This is a genomic window from Paenibacillus sp. DCT19, from assembly GCF_003268635.1.
Classification (GTDB): Bacteria; Bacillota; Bacilli; order Paenibacillales; family Paenibacillaceae; genus Paenibacillus.
In genome coordinates this window covers 965,810-982,529 of the sequence record NZ_CP029639.1, presented here as the reverse complement: position 1 = coordinate 982,529, position 16,720 = coordinate 965,810, and the positions used below count along the sequence as shown (strand labels likewise).

Below are 16,720 nucleotides of genomic sequence, written 5' to 3'. Positions count from 1 at the left end.
ATCGCTTATTCATGTCGAGTTGGATCCTGCTCAATCCGCTGCTTTTTCCCGATTCCGAATAGGAAATAACCGATGACTACAATCGCCATAAAGGTCGCACCCACCAGCAACGGTACTCTTGTATCTGGGTTGAAACACATCCCAATAATAACAAGCACCAGATATACAATGATGATGTAGTTACTGATCGGGAACCATTTGGATTTAAAGTTATGTTCAGCCATCTCATTGCCCCAGCGCTTACGGAACCTGAATTGGCTGAATGCCAGTGCAAACCATGGAACCATCCCTGGCAGCACACTCGCACTGTAGATGTATAGGAACAGCTTCGAATCTGGCATTAGATAGTTCAGAATTACGCCAATAAGCAACAAGGAAATCGTAACGATAATACTGTTGCGGGGAACCCCGCCCTTGGATAACTTTTTGAAAAAGGCTGGCGCCTGTCCATTCTCCGCAAGGGTATACAGCATGCGCCCCGCACTATAAATACCGCTATTACAGCCTGACATCGCAGCCGTAAGTACAACGAAGTTGATGATCCCTGCTGCAGCCACAATGCCTACCTTAGCAAACGTCAACACGAACGGGCTTCCTGTCTCTCCAACCTCATTCCATGGATACAGGGTCACAATAACGAAGATCGCGCCTACATAAAAGATAAGGATACGCCAAACGATGTTTTTGATCGCTTTGCGCAACGTATACTTGGGATTCTCCGCTTCTCCCGCTGTGATACCAACCATCTCAACGCCCTGGTATGCCGCTGTGACGATACATAGCGCAAAAAGGAATCCTTTTAGCCCACCTGGGAAGAATCCACCATGGCTGAACAGGTTCGATAGACCAATCGCTTGTCCGCCGTTGCCCCAGCCGAAGAAAATCAGCCCTGTACCAATCACGATCATTGCAACAATGGCGGTTACCTTGATCATGGCAAACCAGAACTCGAATTCACCATAGAACTTCACCGCAGCGAGATTCGCAGCAGCAATAATCAGCACCCCAGCAAGCGCAGGAATCCACTGCGGAATATCTGGGTACCAATACCCCACGTAAATACCAATCGCCGTAACCTCGGCCATGCCGACCGTTACCCAGAGGAACCAATAACTCCAGGCGGTGAGAAAGCCAGCAAGTGGACCAATATATTTGTGGGCAAATGTAGCGAAGGAGCCTGTTACTGGTTCCTGAATCAACATTTCTCCCATAATGCGCATGACAAAAAAGATCACGATCCCAGCCAGCAGATAGGCAAGCAATACGGAAGGGCCAGCCCATTTAATCGTACTTGCCGAACCCATAAACAAACCTACGCCAATCGTGCCGCCGAGTGCAATCAGCTCAACGTGCCTAGGCTTCAGCCCTCTAGATAGTTGCTTCGATTCCAAACGTCATTCCCCTTTTCTTGTGTACATCTTCATGTTGTAAACAATCAACTCTTTCACATCCACATTAACGCAATGCAGAATTACTTCACCAAATTGTACGAGATGTGTCGCAGAAATACAACAAGGAATGTGAGGAAGGATTGAAATGAGAATGATTATCAACTATAATAACTACAAAAATCCCATTCTGACATTCACTATGGATGAGGAGGCATCATGGATTTATCCACCTATATACAGCAATGGACTCAATCGTCCATTCATATACTCGATGTTCGTTATACGCTAATCCCAACGGGTAAGCCGCTTCCGCCCTATCGATTTCCCGCAAACGCCTTCTTACTTGTCTGCCGAGGGCAAGGAGAATTCATCCTTAACCAGACTTCCTACCTTGTCTCCCACAGTCATGTGATTCATGGTAACAAAGGACTTCATATAGAGGTCATCAGTCAGGAGCCAATGGCCTATTATCTCATTTTGTATAAGACAGAACATACGGCAAACACAGATCCTCTTCAAGTGTTGAATGGTTTGCATACCACATTGGAAGACCCTTTTGCCCTCCAATCGGATTATCCTGCTGTACTACACCAACATGTACAGGAGTTATATCATTCCTGGATGGATGGCGGAGATCTGGCACGCTTTAAAGCACACGCCATTTTCCAACTGTTTCTACATGAAATCATGCACCAACTGGATCAGCGGTCTGCGGTAACCGTTAAGCCGGATATTGTGGATCAGGCGATTCGATACATTGAAGAACACTTTGCCGAATCCGTTACGTTAGATGATCTGTCGCGAACGCTGAATTATAACGTGCAGTATCTGTCTCGCAAGTTCAAATCCAAAATGGGACGTAGCCCCATTGATTACTTGATTCATTTTCGCATGGAGAAAGCCATTCTCCTGTTATCAGAAACCGATGCAGCGGTTCAAGATATTGCACGCCAAGTCGGTTATGATGATCTGTTTTATTTTATACGACGATTCAAAAAACATACGGGTCTCGTCCCTGGACAATTCCGAAAGCAAGCTGCTGAGCAGCAGTTATCGAATGTTACATACAAGAAGCTCAAATCATCCATATGGAACCCTGCTTCTCTGAACTATACTGAATGGCGTAGCAACATTGTCGATCATGTAGGCGAGAAGGGAGATTCACTCATGTCAAAAGAACACAAGACACCATTAGCTGTAGCATTGCTCATGTGCATGATGATTATGCTCAGCGCCTGCGGGACTAGCATCCAGCCATCTCAGGCAAGCACGTCTGTTGAATACCAGCATGATATGGGCGTAACGAAGCTCGAAGGCATACCGAATAAAATTGCAGCGGCAGATTATCGCATCATGGATACCCTGTATGCGTTAGGTGTATATCCCCATGCCACCACCACTTATGGGGGTTCTACAGTTTTGCCCTATATGGATGTAGACCAGCAGAATCCAGATATTCTGCCTTTAGGGGATAAGATTAATCTTGAAGCCGCTGTGGAAAGCGAACCGGATCTCATCATTGCTCGTCATATTGAGCCCACCGTCTATGAGCAATTGAGCAAAGTAGCTCCTGTGATCGTATTCCGGGGGGATGGCGATTGGCGAGAGGAAATGAAGGAGATTGCCACTGTCGTGGGTAAAGAGCAGCAGGCCGAAGACTGGCTAGCGCAGTACGATCTCAAAGCCGCACAGATTAAAGAAAAAATGGCACAGCATATCGGTGAAGATGAGACCTTCCTATTCATGCGTGTTCAAAAAAATGTGCAAGTTGCCAGCCCCAATGTTCATCTGGGAGCAACCTTGTCCAATGATTTAGGACTCAAGTATGTGCCTCAATTGGCAAACATGAAAGATACCTATGAGACGTTATCCTTGGAGACACTCCCAGAGTTGAACCCGGATCATATCTTTATGACCATAGGAAAATCGACAGTTAGTCATGATGATGAAGCTGAGAAGGTGCTCGAAGAGATGAAACAATCTGCCGTATGGAGCAATCTGAAGGCTGTAAAAGCGGGAAATATTCACATCATGCCACAGTGGGTGTTTGGGGATTACCCGAATATTAAGGTTAAGTCACTTGAACTTGTCGAGCAGGCTTTAGTGAAATAATAGCTGCAGTTCATTGCTATAGTTCATCGTACAACTCATCATTTCCAATAGGAATGTTCCATTATAAAAGACTCTCCGAGATCGAATGGATCGGAGAGTCTTTTATTGTACTTCACCTATTTGGTAGTCAAACTATGAATTATTCCTTACCATGCTGAAAATGAAAAATAGAACCCTATCGATCTGCCACAACGCATTCTTGGAACTAATGCAATTTAACGCTCGTATGTATATCCGATGTTCATTCTGTTTGAAGGGAGGTTTCGCATGCCCGATCTGTTATTGATCTTATTTTTATTCAATCTCTCCCTATTTCTTCTACATGAAATGGATGCCATTAGGCGATCCGAATGGAGACTATTTATCGTATTAAAAGATATGGAAGACGATAAAGCCTATAAGTATTTCACTTGGATTCACCTGCCGATGTACACGATCATCCTTGGGCTTCTATTTAGTTCATATCAGAGCATTACCTTCTGGGTACTGGATATCTTTTTCATCATACATACCGTGTTACACTTCTTCTTCGAAAAGCATCCGCGCAATGAATTCAAAAATAGTTTCTCCAGATCCATTATCTACTTCATGGGACTGGGCGCATCCATTCACTTGATATGGTTAGCACTTCAGTAAATGATAGATTCAAATGTTGTAAAAAGTGGGGCAACGGAGAAAGAAATGTTCTTTCTCCTCTTCTACCCGTTCGCTATTCCGAACCGTCTACTAGAAACAACACGTTACCCCACAATTCCCATACCCCGGAACTCCTCTACAAAATCATTTAGCCAATCCTCGCCATAATCCAGTGCACCCATATCATTATCAATAAAGGCCACGTCCAGACCCATGATCCAGAAGCGTCGAACCATAATAAAGAGATCAACGGCCTGTTCGTCCTCGGAAGAAAAGTTCCGAATAGAACGATAGCCGGACAGAAGCGCCTGCCATAACACATCTTTCTTCTCTCCCGATTGCCGCTTGCGCGCCTTCACCTGAGCCAGATCATAAGCACGCCACCCCTTAGCCACCCACTCAAAATCATAATGGGTAAATACCTGCCCCTGCTGAAACGCATTATTATTTCCATGCATGTCTCCATGGCATAAGCCGGTATCCAATCCATGTTGGGACGCAATGTTAATGCGTTCTTTCAACACACTCGCGAACGTCTGGAGGAAGGCAGTCGCTTCATGTGTTTCACCAATATAACGGATAATCCGCTCTAGTGGTTGATCAATAAGAAACGATGTATCCAATTCATAACGCGGCTGATCAACAATGACGAGATCCAGCGCCTCATGCAGCTGTGCCGCAGATTGACCAAATACATAACAGGATGCCTCATCCTCAAGATTGTTCTCTACTCCATCAATATAGCGGAACATCACGGCAATCCGTGTACCTTCCGGGGCATCAAGAACGGTATATGTACTATGATCTTTCTTCGCAATATACTCTCCGACATCTGCATGGCCGGAAGAGTTCAGCTTCTCTTTTAATTGAGAGATCACGGATAGTTCATACTGCACCTCTTCTTCCTTAATTTCAGTGCGGTACACACGAAGAATATACAGTCCTTTTGACGTCTTTACGCGGTACGTATCATTTAGACCTCTTAGCCAGTACACGCATTCTTGCCAATTTCCGATGTCATACTGCTCACTCATAACGAATTCTAGATACCTACCATCTAGTACAGATCGCAAAGCTTTCGGTTGGGTATACATGTACTATTCTCCTTTAAGTTAAATGAATAACAACTCTGATTCAGCCAGTAATGAAAGCGATACCAAAATATTGCAAGTTGAGCCTCTCAGCCCAACTTATGTATAACATATTATAGTTAACATTGAATTACCAGTTTTTATGTATAATCCGATCTGGATTAGAGTAGTCTATGAAACTCATTTAGATTAAATAAATAGCTTTCCGTGGCATTCTTCGTGTCATTAATTCGATGTTTATATTGGTGTAATGCTACTTCGTTAGCTTCGATCCGCTCTTGAAGATATGTAAAGGGTACTTCCCAAACGCCATACAGCGGTTCTACCGTGTACGCTTTATATTGAAGCTGTCCCCAGTGCACCCAGAAGTATATGGTGGCTGTCGGATACAATCTTTTATAATGATCATAATCCTTGTGATTAAAGGTCACCGTGTATTGGGGATCATATCCATAACGACCTGCCGAGAAAAAGGGTGTCTTTTGCGTTTTGAGATCGGCTAGTGTTCCTTGATCTATGTTCAGTAAATCTATCATCGTTTTGCGAATCTTTTTGTCTGGATGAACGATAAGATTACGATGGATACGGGGAACAATCTCACGGACAAATGCCTCTTCTTCAATCTCCCCTGCCCGGCACCAATACAGCTTGTCCTCGGTGTCATGCTCAATCGCTTGATTTCGCTCCAGAACCCGAACTTGGATCGCGGTTAAGCCGCGCGGTGTCTCTTCTATATCATATTCAACGCTCTGACCTTCTATTAATGTCCTGTATCCTTCTGCCTGGATGTTGCTAAAATGTACATTTATATCTCTATGGCCATGATTACCTGAGATAAAGCCATACCCTTTGGTTTTGTTAAACATTTTCACCTTACCGTTGAACTTCCCCACTGGCATCCTCCTTATTATTTCATCATGTGCAATCCACCTTATATTTTAAAATCCTTGAATGTATTGGATGCCAGCTCTTGGCGCTTCACAAAACCGAAATACGTCTCATCCCTATTGGGGTTCAATACATAGTCATGGTAGTGCACACAATCATCTGTATCAAATTCGAACACCACATTGCCTTTCGCGTACAAGTTCAGATCACAATGACCGAATGGAAATGCCACTTTTGAATCAAAACCATATTCATAACACGCTGAGTCTACAGATTCCATGCCCCATTCTCTTCGGAAAGACAAGATTTGTCCCTGCCGATCTCTAAAATACGTATAATCTTCCTTCACCGTCATATCTAAAGGGGATACCTCAATATTTCCGCCTACTAACCCTTCCAATCTCAGCTTGCCAAAACCCTGAATTTGTACGGCTATACTCTTACTTCTATCTATAATTTCTCTAAGGCGTGTGTCCTTCGCAAGGTTTACATATGAAGACCAGTCGAACTCTGGCATCAAGCTCGCGCCCCACACCATTATCTCCAGATCCTTGGGCAGTGTCGTCGGGATATCAAAAAACAGCGTCTTGCCATCATAGAAATCTACTCCGTTGATATCATCAAATTTCTCGCGAGTTAAATCTACCTTAATTTTCATTAAGATCACTCCAGTACCGATATTATTAAGATTTATGAAATTTTCAAAAGAACACACTGCTTTCAGTCGTACACCTCCTAAATTATAACATGTCAGTACCGTGAGATTCACACTAACATACATAGGCAACCCGCTTTCCCAGCCTTGACCTTGAAGTATACTTCAACCTTTATACTCTAGATATATTAATTTTCAACCATGAAAGGCGGCATACCAATGAGTGTAAATATATATCCTAACAAACGCTCTGTCATGAGCTATCTCTTTGAGAAATACATCGGCTTATTAGATACCAAGAAAAATCTATCCTCACGGGAAAACACGATGAAACATCTTGAGCACATGGGTCAGCAGAATACCAAACCCTATCAGCTAGGGAAGGTTAAACTAACGTCTACCATAATCGAAAGCTCTTTTGAAGGTATGCAGGTATTCACCTTGAATGATCAGCATTCCACTAACCAAAACGTTATTCTCTATATCCATGGAGGTGCGCATACCCATCAGCCTTTATCCTTTCACTGGCGATTTATGGATCGCTTGGCACAAGCGCTGAATGCCAAAGTGATCGCTCCAATCTATCCCAAAGTACCTCATTTTAATTATCAGCATACGTATCCGAGGCTCTTAAATCTGTACCGAGAAATGATTAAATCCGTAAAAACCACCTCTCAACTCACCATCATGGGAGATTCAGCAGGAGGCAATATTTCACTTAGCTTCGCTCATTACATCAAGATGAATTCTCTACCACAACCCAAAGATATCATTTTGTTATCGCCATGCGTTGATATGGTACTGGACAACCCGGTCATCTTCGATTACGAAACCAGAGATCCGATGCTGGCCTTGGAAGGATATGATGTGATTCGACGGATTTGGGCAGCCGATAAACCTTTAGACGATCCACTCATCAGCCCGATCTACGGTGATTTTGAAGGGCTCAGCAAGATTAGTATCTTTATTGGAACCCATGAAGGTCTATTTCCCGATAACATGAAGCTTGATAAAATGCTTACAGACCAAGGCATTGAGCACAGTACCTTTGTATATCCCAAAATGAATCATGTCTTCGTACTATATCCGATACCTGAAGCCAAAGATGCTCAGCGCAAAATCATTGATATCATTAGACGTCAAGGATGATCTCCATCGCGTTATAGTTATATTTTATCAAGAAAAATCAGTTCAGCCCTTGTAAATTATATTATTCCGGGTATAATACTCGGTATATAGAAAAGCGTAGCTGACTGGAGTGAACAACGCCATGAGTTCTTGGACACAAGCTTGGGTTAACGATTATTTGGATTTATATAATTATGCCCGTAGAATCGGTGATTCGGTATGGGCTGAACATATTCTGGGGAAGCTCCGTGATCAGAAGGACGTATTGCTAGAGGAAGAACGGAAAGACATCATGCTTCGTGAGCTGCTTGCCAGCTATGATCGAATCAATAAACAATTGATAGAGATTTTTAGCAAGCTGAGAGTTGCTTCCGAGGGCTATCAGACGGAGTCTTTACAGGAGCAATGGTACAAATTAAAACTGATGCGGATTGATATTTCACGTAAAATCCTTCAACATCAATAAACAAGAAAAAAAGCCGGTCTGCAGTTTGTCTGCTTAACCCGCCCGATGATAAGGCTATTATGGTTTTATGGTTGCATACAGTCGTCTGTTCTGCAATATTGTAAAGCCCGCCAGCTTTACAGATTAATCATTGATCCATAATTACTTATGATTACATGGATGCTTTTTTCATGTTGCTCATCATGCCCATCATCGTGGTCATCATTTCATCGCATTCTTGCATGCAGGACATCATTTTGTTCATATCCATGCCTTCCATCATGCTCTTGTCTTCCATACATTCCATCATCATTTTCATGGACTTCATTTTGCACATCATTTCTTCCATGCACATATTCATCATCATGTTCATCATCATCATGTTTTCCATCAGCCATACCTCCTCTTAAAATGTAATAGACTTCCTTTTTTTAGAATAAACGATCATTCGACGAAAAGCAATCTTTTTCCTATTGCATTTCCTATCAATTAATTGTATAATACGCATTTTGCTTATCAATCCAGTCGGAAATAAAGGTTTTCTGAATGATATAAAACGGACGAAAGGACATTAACTTCGTTTATTTCATCTATCCCAGACAAAAAGCTCAAGCTTCCGACGAATCTCGTCAGTCGCTTGAGCTTTTTTAATAGGATTTTACCGCAATCTTAAGACACAACCATCTCTATACGGACTTCATTACACCAATATTCGTGATCACCGTATCATACGGCTCGAGTGTGAACGTTTGTTGCCCATACTCCGTATCAATCGTCGTGGATTGTGCTTGATCACTATTGTTGATCACAACTAGTATTTTACTTTCTGGATAATAGGCGCACTCCGTATACCAATTATCTGAAATGTATTTTGGCTCACTCGGCTCATGACCTGCTAAACGAATTAAGTTCAGCAATAATCTTGTGTTTGCCCAGGTGAATTCGAATGAAGGCAGATAAATTCCTTTTCCTTTGCCAAAATCATGCGTAGATAGCGTAATGTCGCCGTCTTGATCCTTGACCACGGTTGCTGATCCATCGGTAAGATAAATGTTATGTTTACCTTTTATAGTCGCTCCCTCAGGAACTAATTGATGCTCATCCTTCACGGTGTACGACCATTTGCCATGAACCACTCTCGCGCCGGTATCCTCATCGACGCCTAGCACATGCGCCATTCTGAAAAAGTGATCATAGCCCGGAACCGCCGAAGGCTGATTCACACCAATGAAGGTTCCCCCTTCATACACCCATTGAGTCAGAAGCTCCACACAGGTGTGGTCATTCCAGTGTTCTCCACCACTCCAGGCATAGCCCGCTGATCCTGCATTAATCAAGACATCACAATGTTCAAGGGCTCCCTGACGGATATCCTCAAAATTAATAAACTGCACATCAACCGGCAATCCGGACAACGCCTCATTGATATGAATCAAATCATGCATATACGTTTCGTGGAAATGCCCAGACAACGTCCATGATCTTAATTTGCCCCAGCTATGCAGAATAGCTACCTTAGTCTTCAATTGATAAGGCTTGCCAGCCTGATGCAGCTCTTTCATCTCTCTGAATTCATCGGCAATCTTCTCAATATACGCCACAAAGTCAGGATAAGGCTCGACCAGATGTAAGTATCCTCCCAGTCCGATTCGATCAATCGACTCTCTTAACAGCGCACGCCGGATGTTAATCCAATATTTTTTCGCGTCCAGTGTAGGGTCTCCGCCTTCTTTAAATGTAGGCAGTCCACCTAATCCCACTGGAAACAGGTATGGATGCAATCGTATCTCATGCGTATCCACCTTGACCTCGGAGCACATCCGCGCCTCATAACCGGAGAATACACATTTGATCATGCCATCGAATCCAAACTCTTCAAAACGATCGTTGTAGGGTTCCATCCCTACCCAGCTATCATCGAAAAATACATAGGCTAACTTGTCATGCCTGTGCACAATGTCTATTAGCTGCTTCCCGAACTCAATGACAAAATCATTAATGAATGCCATCCAGTCTAATTTGCGTTGCTCTGCTGGAACGTGGCTAACCCGATATTTCCCGCCGTTCACAAAGTCCTCTGCCGTCAAGGAATACCCGTACTTCTGGGCAAACAGATCCAGCGCTCTGGAGCTTACGGTAAAATCGTATGAACCCCAGTCTGAGAACAAATGGCGATTACGCTCATCACTACCCCAGATCCAGGCAAAGTTATAGAACAGGGACGTAAATCGCACAACCGTTGTTTCCGGATGCTGGACACACCACTTTTCCATCCAATCCAGAAGGTAGGTTTGCGTCTCTGTATAGATCGGGTCAATCTGCATGAGATGCTCTTTGTCCCAATGATTGGTGGTGTGATTATACATGGAGATCTCTTCCCAGATCCGATAAGCCAAGAAACTAACGGTATATTTATGCCAAGGAACAATGCCCGTTAGAACAACATTCCCAGACTCCCGCTCATAGTTCCACTGCTCTCTTGGCACTTCCTCACCCGTCGTTCGGTCATACACCTGCCAATACTTAAAGGCCTCTTTGGAGTCATTGACCTTGAACTGTTCAGCAAAAAAGTCCTCCATCAGGTAGATGGAAATATAATTTTGGACAGCCACCTTTGGATTCGTAATTAAAAAACACTGTTGCAGCTTATCTAGATTACGAGATGCCCACTCGTTGTGATCCCGAATAATGCAAATGGTCGAGTAGATACCGTACCCGGCATTAATGATCTCATCAGACAACTTCGTACCATCACTGTCACGAATGACATCGGCACCCCAGCGCTCAGCAAGTTCCAGCGTGAGCGCCTCATAACCGGATTCGCCCGGTAATGTAAAAGAGCCTTTCGTTGTTTTGGACAACTTAATTCCCTCCCTATCTCAACATGTCGGACAGAAAAGCGAGTGTGAGCCCTTGACCCCAGCCCTGAATCCAGTCTTTAGGAATATTACGATACCCATCCCGGTCTTTCATTACTGCAGTGCCACCGGATACGCCTAGGACACGACCGTCTTCACTAATATTTTGCAAAATACCTTCCAGCGCCTTCTGCACATACTTCGTATGAAGCGGATTGCCGTTATTAATCATCGCTGCCGCGATTCCGCTGGAAGCAGATACTTCCTCATATGAATCAACATCATCCAAAACCGTCCGCCACAGGCCGTTCTCTGTCTGAAGCAGCTTCAGCGCTGCCAGTTGATCGCGAAGTGAACACTCCACATCCATACACTGCGGGTATAAGTACCAATCTTTTAATTGAGGTTTAACCTGGGACATCGTATATGCTCCCCACGCATTCGCTCTTCCCCAATAGAATCCGGACATGTGATCCTTGTTCACGTTATTGTAGCCGTGATACCACAGACCCGTGCTTGGATCTTGAAGGTATTTGATATGCCAGTAGTACTGATTCAAGGCATCTTGAATCATCGCTTCATCCTTCAGCTTGCTACCTACACGAAGCAGGAAAAAGGCTGCCATAAACAAAGTATCCGCCCATGCCTGTTCTGGAAAATCATTGGCAACAGATACCGTATGTTGAAGCACATTGTCTCCAAAACGAAGCGCATGATTCTGCAGATAATCCACCTTGCTCATTGCAATATCCCAGTATTTCTGATCCCCAGTTTCTTCATATAACGTAATCAACATATGCCCCATCGCACATGTATTTACTGTCCAGCTCGGTAGACCCAGCTCAATATATTCATCTGCCCACTTCACAAGCCTGTCCAGAATCTCTTGGTTGCCTGTCGTCTGGTAGGCTCTAGACACACCGTAATAGGCTACACCGCAGGGCCAATCCCACGTCAAATCCATATCTAGTGTTTTCTTGGTAACGGTATCAATAACTTTAAGAATCTCTTCTCTGTCATATTTCACTTGAAGCATTGTCATACCCCTCTCCTGCGCACACGCCCCCAAGTGCGTTCTGAGAGGTGTCCGTCCATTTTTGTAAACGCTTTACTTATTCCATTGTACGCAGTAAAATAGTCTCAATCTAAGCATATTCGCAACAAAACTGCGCAATTTCAATCATTTATGAATGGGAGCATCGAATATGCCCAAAAAAAAGAAACCCGTCATTGAATACCGACATTACAGCCTGCCTATTGATTTTCCTGTCTTGCTGCTCAGCGGGGATCGCTGGAAAATATCAGACATCAAGAGTGAACACCTTCATTTTCATAACCACATGGAGATTGGCATCTGTTATTCCGATGGAGGCATTATGGAGATTAAGGGTGAATCTGTACCTTTTCGGGCAGGGGACATCACGTTTATTCCCCGCTATCTTCCGCACACTACTTACAGTTCACCTAATACCGCGAGCTTGTGGGCGTATATCTTTTTTTCTCCAGAAGAGCTCTTCCGTCACTCACTAAAAACAGCCCAAAGCCACATCGAACCTAACCTATGGGCGATACAAGGAACAAACTGCATTTTGAATAAAGAACAGCATCCGAAGATCTACACACTCGCAACATCCATCGTGGAAGAAATCAAGCAGCAGTCCCCCTATTACCAGGAGAGCGCATATGGCTTGTTAATGTCTCTATATATCGAGCTGCTTCGAATTCACGCGAGCAACGAGAGCTGGTCTGAACAGGAGCAGGAGCCTGACCTTCAAGGGGAGTTGGTCATTTCACCGGTACTGGAGTTTATCACCAAAAATTATATGATGCCTGTAAGCGTCGATTACCTCGCCGATCTATGCCATCTGAGCACCACACATTTTCGCCGTAAGTTTCACGAGCTTATGGGTACTACACCGCTGGAATTTCTGAATAGCACTCGCATTGAAGAGGCATGCAAACGACTGAAGAGCACGGAAGCATCCATTCTATCTATCTCTGAGCAAGTCGGCTTTCGATCCATCTCAAGCTTTAACCGCTGCTTCGCCAAACTGATGGGAGAATCACCTAAAGCCTGGCGAAAAGCCGCACAGTCTGAAGCACAGTCCGCCAAAGCCTCTATTCTGGAATTTACAGGCTGGGTATAAAATGATAGATATCTCATAACTGAACTCATACAAACTTAGCAGGAGGATGATTTATGTTAGAGCAGCACGCAGCTAGAATTGAATTATTCGTATCCAACACTCACTTGATGAAAAAAGCGTTTAAATGGCAAAATGTGATGATCCATCGTCTGGCAGCCTTATTGTACGCATCCGAAAATAAAACCGTTGATACGGAAGATATCAAACAGAACTATGAGCGAATTAGGGAAAATACCGGATTATTCTCTACCTTCAGAGGAAATACGTCTATCCTGCTCGCTACCCTACTCTCCCTTTCGCCAGATCGAGAGCGCTTGCTGGCTGACAGCCTGATGCTGTATGACGTAATGAAGGAGCATAAATTTTACGCCTCGGATTACCTCGTGATCGCTGCATACCAGATTGCTGCACATGCGCCTAAGGAAACATTCCAAGACACGGTACAACGAGCAAAAGTGTTCTATGATCTAATGAAGAAGGAGCATTCTTTCCTGACAGGTAAGGATGATTACATATTTGCTTCAATGCTTGCATTGTCCTCACTTGAGCCTGATCCTGCTGTTGAACGCATGGAGGAACTCTACACGGAGCTTCGACGGGAATTCTCCGTTGGAAATGGCTTGCAGACATTAACTCAAGTGCTAACCTTAGGAGAGGATTCTATGCAGACTAGAACTCGATTACTTGAATTAAACGACACATTCCGCACAAGCGGCTTACGAATGGACAGAGCACAAACGCTGCCTACACTGGGTGTACTCTCCCTACTGCCTGTTGAAACAAGTACGATTGTCGAAGAGGTTACCCAAACCTTCGAAGGACTGCGCCAGCAAAAAGGTTTCGGTTCTTGGTCAGTTACCAAACAAGAGCTATTGCTTCATTCTTCGGCGCTCGTTGCCACGAGTCATGTTGAGAATTTGCAAAAGGGCGTGCTGACCACAAGTTTATCGACCAGCATCGTGAACATGCTCATAGCACAGCAGGCAGCAATGGCTGCCGCCGCGGCATCTGCGGCCGCAGCTGCATCATCATCTAGCAGCAGTTGATACGAAACGTAAAAAAGCCCAATGCCTTAGCGATATCGCTTAGGCATGGGCTCTTTGCTGTGTTTGAGATGTTGGATTAATCCCATGGAAATTTCATATGATTATCTTTTTATAGCGTCTCTGTAGTAAGTGTAAATCCTTCAATAACGGCATCCTCATCAACCTCAATCATAATGCAGCGTTTGCCCTGATAGTTGACTTGTCTCACATATTTTAAATCCTGTGGGCTGACCGAGATCGTGGCAACTTTGGTATCAATTTTGATCGATTTGGAAGTGTATTTCGGCATGACACTATTGGCCTTCAACTCATAGTTCTTGTTATCCACAATTGTCTCGAATGCCCGCTCTACTTTCTCCTCTGTCAGATCCTCTACACCGCTCGCGGTGAGTACACGCTCCACATCCTTGTAATCAAGCTTCGGCGGCTCTTCCTCGTGTGACTCTTCACTCACTTCAATCACTCGGTTAATCTCCTCATATACATGAGCAAGGGTAGACGCATCCATTTGTTCCCCCGTGATCTCTTTCACGATATCTTCAAAGATGGCTCGTTCCTCCAGTGCTGTCACAGACCGATCGCCATTCAACACCTGTTCTACAAAGTGTGGATCTGGAAAATTGGATTTCCCGGTACAGTATAGAACACGATTTACGTCAGAATAATTATCTGTCACGCTCGGATACAGGAACCCCTGCTCTGGCGTGCTCAATTTGATAATCGGATCAACAATGACATTATACTTAAACTCCCGTTCCACATAGTCAAACAACATTGTCTTCTTTTGTTTTTCCGTTGAATTTACGCTGCACAGAATGAAGGGATGAGCAAACACTTCGTTCTTCTCACTCTCTTCCGTTGCTTCGTTTCTGGCCTGCGTTGGCAAGTAGTATTGCCCCTTAACAAACGTAACTACCATGTCCCGCTCATACTTCGCATCAGCCAGCATACGATCCACAAGCAGCAACATCAGGTCTGACCATTCGTCCGGATCACCTGTTACGAGTGCTTGGTGCAGCATCACCTGTGCAGGCTCCTCTGCCTGTTCTTGAAACTTCAGCTCGAACAATTTCTGATCCAGTTCGCCGGTTAGTAGTTTTTTGAAATTCCCCATGTATAGCTCTTGCTTCTCTCGATCCACGAGCTCAAACGGGTGGCGCTCCCAATGGTAGACCTCATTCGTTTCCTTCGTAATATAGACGTTAAGAATATCGTAAATATTCAGTAGATCGTGATCCAATTTGAATTGTTTGCGTATATGCGCGACTTCTTTTTTATTCATGTTCCGTTAGACAACTCCTATAATAAAATAATTTTATCTATCCGCAGCTCCCATATGCTAGACATGAATGCTGCCTATGAAGTCTTCCACCTATGCTAGATTGCGATCGGGGCGCAGGTATGAAGTAGCTATATATAACTGTGCTTGCTCTCCATTTTTGCACGCTCAGTGAAAAATTATATCATATAATGAAGCGGATGAATGAGAATCAATCTGTGGTATTTCACCTTATTATCACCAAATGATATGAACATCCGCATCGGCGTAAATGATCCTTTTTTTATGCCTACACATCTTGTAATGAACCCAATGAACGTAGAAACTTCACATATCATCTGGTAGACTTATTAAGATTACATACCAATGGAGGAAATATTGTGAAGAAATTAGTACTCGTTTTATCAGCTTTTATTGTAGTTTCCGTGTTGAGTGCGTGCAATGCAACAACAAAGGCAGGAGAGACTGCACCAGCAAGTACTGAAAGTACAGAAGGTATAGAAAGCGCAACAGCAACTGAAGCAGAAAATACGGATGTGGCAAAAGAGGAAGTATCTACGACCAGTGCCGTCGAACAGCCGGAACAGACTGAGCAAACAGAACAAGCATCGGTAGATTGGAGATCAAAAGTAAATGAATTGGCTGAGAGCGACCTTTCACCTACAGCCAAAGCGGAAGCTACCGAAAAGCTTGCACGGGAGTACAAGCCTACAACAGATGAACTCGAAGAGTTTAAGTACCATGTCCTTCAGGAGTTTATTAATTTTCAATATCTCAAAGACGGCTCGAATGCAGAATACATGTTAAACAATTTATTTCAAGCCATTGTATTAGAACATCACGATGTTTCTGTCGTAAGAGACTTCGCTCTTGCCTTCTATCACAACACTAAGAATGTGTTTACAGGGGTAGAAACCGTAGATAGCGATAGTGTGAAGGCTTACGAAGAACTCCTCTACAAAGCCATTAATAGTGGTAACTAGTTCCTTCAAGTGAAGATAAACTCATGTAACCACAAATAGATCAGCCTATACTCAACCTTAG

General features: G+C 43.8%; 14 protein-coding genes and 1 pseudogene. 7 read left to right on the top strand and 8 right to left on the bottom strand.

Annotated features, from left to right (window positions below; all coding sequences use genetic code 11):
- Window positions 1-5: 5 nt before the first annotated feature.
- Entirely contained in the window at window positions 6-1,391 is a 1,386-nt protein-coding gene (locus DMB88_RS04345) for an amino acid permease (RefSeq protein ID WP_128100348.1), read from the bottom strand.
- Between the two features lie 216 nt (window positions 1,392-1,607).
- Between DMB88_RS04345 and DMB88_RS04340 the strand changes: the two genes are divergently transcribed.
- Window positions 1,608-3,503 carry an AraC family transcriptional regulator gene (locus DMB88_RS04340; RefSeq protein ID WP_128100347.1) on the top strand — a complete coding sequence of 632 codons (1,896 nt, stop codon included), beginning with the start codon at window positions 1,608-1,610 and terminating at the stop codon, window positions 3,501-3,503.
- Between the two features lie 267 nt (window positions 3,504-3,770).
- Complete coding sequence (locus tag DMB88_RS04335; RefSeq protein WP_128100346.1) at window positions 3,771-4,139, top strand: DUF6713 family protein; 369 nt, start codon at window positions 3,771-3,773, stop codon at window positions 4,137-4,139.
- Window positions 4,140-4,243: 104 nt separating this feature from the next.
- Here DMB88_RS04335 and DMB88_RS04330 read toward each other — a convergent pair whose 3' ends face one another.
- The 3 genes and pseudogenes from DMB88_RS04330 to DMB88_RS04320 all read right to left on the bottom strand — a co-directional run bounded on the left by DMB88_RS04330 (window position 4,244) and on the right by DMB88_RS04320 (window position 6,776).
- Window positions 4,244-5,233, bottom strand: coding sequence for a phosphotransferase (locus DMB88_RS04330; RefSeq protein ID WP_128100345.1), 990 nt, complete (start codon window positions 5,231-5,233; stop codon window positions 4,244-4,246).
- A gap of 692 nt (window positions 5,234-5,925) precedes the next feature.
- Window positions 5,926-6,129, bottom strand: a pseudogene (locus tag DMB88_RS31925) (cold-shock protein); the annotation flags it as partial.
- Window positions 6,130-6,161: 32 nt separating this feature from the next.
- Window positions 6,162-6,776: a hypothetical protein gene (locus tag DMB88_RS04320; RefSeq protein WP_128100343.1), complete on the bottom strand. Its 615-nt coding sequence runs from the start codon at window positions 6,774-6,776 to the stop codon at window positions 6,162-6,164.
- A 216-nt stretch (window positions 6,777-6,992) separates the two neighbouring features.
- Here DMB88_RS04320 and DMB88_RS04315 point away from each other — a divergent pair, with 216 nt between their 5' ends.
- Window positions 6,993-7,922, top strand: coding sequence for an alpha/beta hydrolase fold domain-containing protein (locus tag DMB88_RS04315; protein WP_128100342.1), 930 nt, complete (start codon window positions 6,993-6,995; stop codon window positions 7,920-7,922).
- A 121-nt stretch (window positions 7,923-8,043) separates the two neighbouring features.
- The gene (locus tag DMB88_RS04310; protein ID WP_128100341.1) at window positions 8,044-8,367 is read left to right on the top strand and encodes a hypothetical protein; all 324 of its coding nucleotides are present in this window, start codon (window positions 8,044-8,046) and stop codon (window positions 8,365-8,367) included.
- A gap of 151 nt (window positions 8,368-8,518) precedes the next feature.
- Here DMB88_RS04310 and DMB88_RS04305 read toward each other — a convergent pair whose 3' ends face one another.
- The 3 genes from DMB88_RS04305 to DMB88_RS04295 form a co-directional block, all read right to left on the bottom strand.
- Window positions 8,519-8,737, bottom strand: a complete 219-nt coding sequence (locus tag DMB88_RS04305; RefSeq protein WP_056692804.1) for a hypothetical protein — start codon at window positions 8,735-8,737, stop codon at window positions 8,519-8,521.
- Window positions 8,738-9,032: 295 nt separating this feature from the next.
- Window positions 9,033-11,207: a 1,3-beta-galactosyl-N-acetylhexosamine phosphorylase gene (gene gnpA, locus DMB88_RS04300; RefSeq protein ID WP_128100340.1), complete on the bottom strand. Its 2,175-nt coding sequence runs from the start codon at window positions 11,205-11,207 to the stop codon at window positions 9,033-9,035.
- Between the two features lie 13 nt (window positions 11,208-11,220).
- Window positions 11,221-12,240 carry a glycoside hydrolase family 88/105 protein gene (locus DMB88_RS04295; protein ID WP_128104306.1) on the bottom strand — a complete coding sequence of 340 codons (1,020 nt, stop codon included), beginning with the start codon at window positions 12,238-12,240 and terminating at the stop codon, window positions 11,221-11,223.
- Between the two features lie 169 nt (window positions 12,241-12,409).
- Between DMB88_RS04295 and DMB88_RS04290 the strand changes: the two genes are divergently transcribed.
- Together DMB88_RS04290 and DMB88_RS04285 are read left to right on the top strand one after the other, a co-directional pair.
- Window positions 12,410-13,351 (top strand): AraC family transcriptional regulator, encoded by a 942-nt coding sequence (locus DMB88_RS04290; protein WP_128100339.1) that lies wholly within the window; start codon window positions 12,410-12,412, stop codon window positions 13,349-13,351.
- A 53-nt stretch (window positions 13,352-13,404) separates the two neighbouring features.
- Window positions 13,405-14,397, top strand: coding sequence for a DUF4003 family protein (locus DMB88_RS04285; RefSeq protein WP_128100338.1), 993 nt, complete (start codon window positions 13,405-13,407; stop codon window positions 14,395-14,397).
- A gap of 109 nt (window positions 14,398-14,506) precedes the next feature.
- Here the strand turns inward: DMB88_RS04285 and DMB88_RS04280 are convergent, their stop codons facing one another.
- The gene (locus DMB88_RS04280; protein ID WP_128100337.1) at window positions 14,507-15,679 is read right to left on the bottom strand and encodes a DUF4317 domain-containing protein; all 1,173 of its coding nucleotides are present in this window, start codon (window positions 15,677-15,679) and stop codon (window positions 14,507-14,509) included.
- Window positions 15,680-16,056: 377 nt separating this feature from the next.
- On the opposite strand from DMB88_RS04280, the gene DMB88_RS04275 reads away from it, so the two are divergent.
- Window positions 16,057-16,659: a hypothetical protein gene (locus DMB88_RS04275; protein ID WP_128100336.1), complete on the top strand. Its 603-nt coding sequence runs from the start codon at window positions 16,057-16,059 to the stop codon at window positions 16,657-16,659.
- Window positions 16,660-16,720 lie beyond the last annotated feature (61 nt).

Excerpts from the sequence above, each read along its gene's own strand:
- DMB88_RS04340 (WP_128100347.1), top strand. The coding sequence starts at position 1,608 with ATGGATTTATCCACCTATATACAGCAATGGACTCAATCGTCCATTCAT.
- DMB88_RS04335 (WP_128100346.1), top strand. The coding sequence starts at position 3,771 with ATGCCCGATCTGTTATTGATCTTATTTTTATTCAATCTCTCCCTATTT.
- DMB88_RS04330 (WP_128100345.1), bottom strand. The coding sequence starts at position 5,233 with ATGTATACCCAACCGAAAGCTTTGCGATCTGTACTAGATGGTAGGTAT.
- DMB88_RS04320 (WP_128100343.1), bottom strand. The coding sequence starts at position 6,776 with ATGAAAATTAAGGTAGATTTAACTCGCGAGAAATTTGATGATATCAAC.
- DMB88_RS04315 (WP_128100342.1), top strand. The coding sequence starts at position 6,993 with ATGAGTGTAAATATATATCCTAACAAACGCTCTGTCATGAGCTATCTC.
- DMB88_RS04310 (WP_128100341.1), top strand. The coding sequence starts at position 8,044 with ATGAGTTCTTGGACACAAGCTTGGGTTAACGATTATTTGGATTTATAT.
- DMB88_RS04305 (WP_056692804.1), bottom strand. The coding sequence starts at position 8,737 with ATGGAAAACATGATGATGATGAACATGATGATGAATATGTGCATGGAA.
- DMB88_RS04295 (WP_128104306.1), bottom strand. The coding sequence starts at position 12,240 with ATGCTTCAAGTGAAATATGACAGAGAAGAGATTCTTAAAGTTATTGAT.
- DMB88_RS04290 (WP_128100339.1), top strand. The coding sequence starts at position 12,410 with ATGCCCAAAAAAAAGAAACCCGTCATTGAATACCGACATTACAGCCTG.
- DMB88_RS04285 (WP_128100338.1), top strand. The coding sequence starts at position 13,405 with ATGTTAGAGCAGCACGCAGCTAGAATTGAATTATTCGTATCCAACACT.
- DMB88_RS04280 (WP_128100337.1), bottom strand. The coding sequence starts at position 15,679 with ATGAATAAAAAAGAAGTCGCGCATATACGCAAACAATTCAAATTGGAT.